This window comes from Chamaesiphon polymorphus CCALA 037, assembly GCF_003003845.1.
In the GTDB taxonomy this organism is placed as follows: Bacteria; Cyanobacteriota; Cyanobacteriia; order Cyanobacteriales; family Chamaesiphonaceae; genus Chamaesiphon; species Chamaesiphon polymorphus.
This window is the reverse complement of sequence record NZ_PVWO01000418.1, coordinates 1-5299: the sequence shown is the minus strand read 5'-3', so window position 1 is coordinate 5299 and position 5299 is coordinate 1. Positions and strand designations below refer to the sequence as shown.

The window sequence follows — 5299 nt, the reverse complement described above, 5'->3', positions numbered from 1 at the left end:
GTGCTCGATATTTGTGGCCTTGCCTTGGTGCCATTCCACTCCCCCGGTTTCGCATTTGGCCAGCAGATGGTTTTGCAGCTTGACTTTATCAAATAAACCGTAGGCGCGACCGTGATTGACTGCCCCTTTGCCAAAATAGGAGACACAATTTTCCCAACAATGACCTAATAATTCCGTCAATCCCAGAGCTTCAAGTTCGTCGCGCCAGATGCCATAGGTATTCGGCCAGACTTGCCGCAGCGGACTGGCAGTCAGTCCGCCGACTTTTACTCCCCGCTCGGCCAAAGCCGCCGCAATTATCGTCCCAGCGGGGCCAGACCCAATTACCAGCACATCAAAATCCAACATAGCAGCGTTCTTTAAATATAGCTTTCTTTTAGATATCGCCCCAGCGAGCATCGATCCCCGGTACTCGTTGGCAAAGCCTACCGTAGGTAATCGCATCTTAACACGCGTTGGCGAAGCCTACGGTCGGTAATCGAATCCGGATAAAATAACGCTCGATCGCGAGGGTGTGTCATCCGGTTAAATTAGTTTTTATCGATGACACGCCCTACGCAGATAAGAGCAAATAATGGATTCGATCGTGCAAAACAACGAGAGGCTATATAGCGACAATGTTCGAGTCGGTGAGGCGATCGCTCCAGACAACCCCAATGACGATCGCCGATATTTGCCCCACTAGCGAAGTGTCCAAACTCATTCAGGCTAACTCCCATCCGAGCGAACCCACAATTAGCGACGATACACCACCCCCGATCGGGCACGGCGAATTAGTTTTAGTAGTGGATGACGAAATCGCGATTCGCGAGATTACCAAGACCACATTGGAGACCCATGGTTATCGAGTTATAACTGCTAACGATGGGATTGAAGCAATTGCCTTATATGCCGAGCACAAGCAGGAGATCGCGATCGTGTTGCTGGATATGATGATGCCATTACTAGACTCGGAGACAATTATTAAAACTTTGTATAGGCTCGATCCCCAGGTACAGATTACGATCGTGAGTGGGTTGGCAACCCATCGAGCCGTCGCAAACATGACGAATAAATGTGTCAAAGCCTTTGTAGCTAAACCCTTTACCGCCACCGAATTGTTAAAATTACTATCCAACTCATGTGTTAGCAATCGCTAGATTTGTGGCAAATTGGGGCGCGATCTTCGATCGAGGTCTCAGCTAAAATTAAAGGAGCTACACATGTCCTCGTTATGACTCCTGAAATATTGTCAAAATTACGCGATCTGTGTCGAGATGAAGCAGCTTTCGATCGACTGCAAGAGATTTTAGCCGATCGAATTCAACCCTTGGAACGGGATTTGACTGCGGCACAGTTCGAGTTAAACCGTCAGAAAGCCCTATTTGACGTCATTACGCGCCTGCGGAGTCCCCTAGAGCTAGAAGTCATTTTTCAATCTACTGCTGCGGAAGTACGCCAACTCCTAGCAGCAGATCGCGTGGGGATGTTTCGCTTCGATCCCGATGCCCATTGGAATGATGGCGAATTTGTATCGGAAGATGTCGATCCAGATTTTAATTCGGCGATGGCTACCAAAATCCACGACGATTGTTTTGGCGACAGGTTTGCGATCGATTATCAAAAAGGGCGAGTTCAGGCGGTACCGGATATCTACAGCGCGGGATTGAGCGACTGCCATATCAAGATCCTGTCCCAATTTCAAGTGCGAGCGAATTTGGTCGTACCCCTATTGCAAGGCGAAAACCTATGGGGATTGCTGTGCATCCATCAATGTCGCGCCGAGCGTGAATGGCAACCCACCGAAATCGAGTTTGTCACGCAGATTGCCAATCATTTGGGAGTCGCCCTCAAACACGCCGAACTCCTAGCCAAACTCCAAGCCGAAATCGTCGAGCGACAACAAGCCCAGCATCAGGCTCAAGAACTCAATCAAGGCTTGCAGCAAGCGATCGTCGAACTTAAATCGGTCAATAAAGAACTCGAAACCTTCAGTTATTCAGTGTCTCACGATCTGCGGGCACCATTGCGTAGCATCGATGGTTTCAGTCAGGCATTACTCGAAGATTGTGTCGAGCAATTGGATGAAACAGGTCACGATTATTTGCGCCGCATCCGAGCGGCAACCCAACGCATGGGACAATTAATCGACGACTTGCTGACCCTCTCGCGGGTGATTCGGAGCGATATGCACCGCGAAGCTGTCAATCTGAGCCAAATTGCCACTCAGATCTGCACCGATCAACAACTCGCCCATCCCGAACGCCAGGTAGAGTTTGTCATCCAACCTAATTTAGTCGATCGGGGTGACAGTCGCTTGCTTCATGCCGTCTTAGAAAATCTCTTAACTAATGCCTGGAAATTTACAGCTAGAACCGATCGACCTAAAATTGAATTTGGCGCACTGCGATCGCCACCACAGGAGATCGGTGATGAACCCATTACTCCTTCAACCTACTTCGTGCGCGATAATGGTGTCGGGTTCGATATGACATATGTGGATAAATTATTTTCTCCCTTTCAGCGATTGCATAGTGTCAGTGAATTTCCTGGCAATGGCATCGGGCTGGCAACCGTACAGCGAATCGTGCATCGTCATGGCGGGCGCGTTTGGGCGGAAGGAGCCATCGGACAGGGTGCCACATTTTATTTCATACTAACGACAGAGGAGACGGGGACATGAGCGATCGCGCCAATCACAAGGTAATATTGCTCGTAGAGGACAATCCCGACGACGAGGCACTAGCAATCCGCGCCCTCAAACGCCATCACGTTGGTAATGAAGTTGTCGTCGCCCATGATGGCGTCGAAGCTCTAGACTACCTGTTTGGCACGGGCATCTATGCAGGAAGAGATACAAATAATAAACCATCTGTGGTCTTGCTCGACTTAAAACTACCGCGTATCGATGGCTTGGAAGTTTTACGTCGCTTGCGGGACGATCCCCGCACGCGATTTTTACCAGTGGTAGTGTTGACGACCTCCAGCGAAGAGGGGGATGTGCTAGATAGTTATAGTCTCGGCTGCAATAGTTATATTCGCAAACCCGTCGATTTTGTCCAGTTTTCTGAAGCAATCAGACAATTGGGGATGTATTGGTTGTTGATGAACGAACCACCGCCAGTTTAATTTAGTGGATAGTGGATAGTGGATAGTGGATAGTGAATAGTGGATAGTGAATAGTGGATAGTGAATAGTGGATAGAAGAGCTGCGATAGCTTTTGTTTCTCGATCGCGAAGATGAGATATTCACATGATATTGGTAACACGTATTCAACTTTCGCCGAAATGGGAAATTAAGGCACTGCTGTTAGTCGCGCGGTTACCCATAGCAAATTGTCAAATCATGGATGACAAATACCGATCGCTATCCACTATCCACTATTCACTATCCACTATCCCCTTTCCTCACCAAGCACCAACTACTTATCACTAAGCACCAAGATGAATCCCCAATTAAAAATACTCATTGTCGAGGATTCAGAAGACGATTTGCTACTGCTGCTGAGAGAATTGCGGCGGAGTGGTTATGTATTGGACTACGAGCGGGTGGAGACTGCCGAGCGGATGCAAGCGGCACTAGAGCGGCAGACTTGGGATATCATCATTGCCGATTACACATTACCTCGGTTCAGTGCTCCAGAAGCATTACAATTGCTTCAGCACCAGCACCAGGATTTACCATTTATTATTGTCTCTGGGACGATTGGCGAAGAAACTGCGGTTGCCGCCATGCGAGCGGGTGCTCACGACTACCTGCTCAAGGATAACCTCGCGCGGTTGGTTCCGGCGATCGAACGGGAATTGCGGGAGGCACAAGAGCGACAAAAACGCCTAGACGCCGAACAAGCTTTGCGGGAGAGTGAAGAACGCTTTCGACAATTGGCCGAGAACATCACTGAAAGTGTCTTTTGGATTTTTGACCCTACCACACCAGAAATGCTCTATGTCAGCCCCGCCTACGAGCGGATCTGGGGACGTTCTGGCGCGGGTTTGTCAGCTAATTTTATGGAATGGATCGAGGCCATCCATCCAGAAGATCGACACCGCATTCATACGAGTTTTTTGGAGCATTCGCTAGCAGGAAATTACGATCGAGAGTATAGGATCGTGCGTCCCGATGGTTCGATCCGCTGGATTCGCGATCGCGGCTTCCCGATTCAAGATCGTGAGGGCGTACCTTACCGTGTAGTCGGCATTGCCGAAGATATCACCGAGCGCAAATTGACCGAAGCAGCCCTCCGGCGCACCGAACGCCTCGAAAGCCTGGGAACACTAACTAGCGGCATCGCTCACGATCTCAACAACGTTTTGACGCCGATTCTGGGCATCGTCCAACTGCTGCCCCTCAAAGTTACCAACATGGATGAATCGACGCAGAAATTGCTGCAAATTCTCCACGATAGTACGCGGCGGGGTGCCGATTTGGTCAAGCAAATTCTCTCGTTTACGCGCGGGATTGAGAGCAAGCCCACCAACATGCAAGCCCGCGATCTGCTCTTAGAACTTCAAAACATTATCCAGCAGGCATTTCCTAAAAATATCGAATTGTCGATCGATCTAGCCCCAGATTTATGGACGATCGAATCTGACAGCACCATGTTACATCAAGTATTTATGAACCTGTGCGTCAATGCCCGCGATGCCATGCCCCATGGCGGGAAATTAGCGATCGTGGCGAAGAATTTCCCGATCGATGAAAGTTACGCACTGATGCACTTAGAGGCTCAGGTAGGAAATTATATCACGATCGAGATTGCCGATACGGGCACGGGCATCCGACCGGAAATACTCGATCGGATTTTCGATCCCTTTTTCACGACTAAAGAAATCGGCAAGGGCACGGGATTGGGACTATCTACCGTCATTGGCATCGTCAAAGGTCATCATGGCTTTATTAATGTCGATAGTGAAGTTGGTAAAGGAAGTAAGTTTAAGGTCTACTTACCGCCGCCCCTGGGGTGAAGACAGCACCGCCATTGGGACACGGCGAATTAATTTTGGTGGTGGATGATGAGGTCGCAATTCAGGAAATTACTAAGGTAACCCTGGAAACCTATGGTTATCGCGCGATAACGGCTAACGACGGGATTGAAGCGATCGCATTATATGCCGAGCATAAGCAAGAAATCGCGTTTGTATTGTTAGATATGATGATGCCGTTATTGGATTCTGAGACGATTATTCGGACTCTATGTCAGCTCAATCCGCAAGTCCAGATTATTGCCATGAGCGGGTTGGCAACCAACGAGATGGTGCGAAAAACTATGGGAGAGGGCGTGCGCGGATTTTTAGCCAAACCTTTTACTGCTGAGGAGTT

Annotated in this window: 6 protein-coding genes; 5 read left to right on the top strand and 1 reads right to left on the bottom strand. The window is 49.1% G+C overall.

All coding sequences use genetic code 11. The annotated features are described in order from the left end of the window. Positions 1-348, bottom strand: a 348-nt coding sequence (locus C7B77_RS23315) for a lycopene cyclase family protein (RefSeq protein ID WP_245894344.1), incomplete at its 3' end; no start/stop codon positions are given. 269 nt (positions 349-617) lie between these two features. Here C7B77_RS23315 and C7B77_RS23310 point away from each other — a divergent pair. From C7B77_RS23310 to C7B77_RS31205, 5 genes are all read left to right on the top strand, one after another. Next, positions 618-1139, top strand: coding sequence for a response regulator (locus C7B77_RS23310; protein ID WP_106310558.1), 522 nt, complete (start codon positions 618-620; stop codon positions 1137-1139). A 74-nt stretch (positions 1140-1213) separates the two neighbouring features. Then, positions 1214-2662 (top strand): GAF domain-containing protein, encoded by a 1449-nt coding sequence (locus C7B77_RS23305; RefSeq protein ID WP_106310561.1) that lies wholly within the window; start codon positions 1214-1216, stop codon positions 2660-2662. After that, complete coding sequence (locus C7B77_RS23300) at positions 2659-3108, top strand: response regulator (RefSeq protein WP_106310554.1); 450 nt, start codon at positions 2659-2661, stop codon at positions 3106-3108. The genes C7B77_RS23305 and C7B77_RS23300 overlap by 4 nt, the downstream gene beginning before the upstream one ends. 315 nt (positions 3109-3423) lie before the next feature. Beyond that, entirely contained in the window at positions 3424-4944 is a 1521-nt protein-coding gene (locus tag C7B77_RS23295; RefSeq protein ID WP_245894342.1) for a hybrid sensor histidine kinase/response regulator, read from the top strand. Further along, positions 4941-5299: response regulator (locus C7B77_RS31205; protein WP_245894340.1), on the top strand; the 359-nt coding region annotated here is incomplete at its 3' end. The genes C7B77_RS23295 and C7B77_RS31205, both read left to right, overlap by 4 nt.

Coding starts and splice junctions, on each gene's coding strand:
- C7B77_RS23310 (WP_106310558.1), top strand. CDS start 618: ATGTTCGAGTCGGTGAGGCGATCGCTCCAGACAACCCCAATGACGATC.
- C7B77_RS23305 (WP_106310561.1), top strand. CDS start 1,214: ATGACTCCTGAAATATTGTCAAAATTACGCGATCTGTGTCGAGATGAA.
- C7B77_RS23300 (WP_106310554.1), top strand. CDS start 2,659: ATGAGCGATCGCGCCAATCACAAGGTAATATTGCTCGTAGAGGACAAT.
- C7B77_RS23295 (WP_245894342.1), top strand. CDS start 3,424: ATGAATCCCCAATTAAAAATACTCATTGTCGAGGATTCAGAAGACGAT.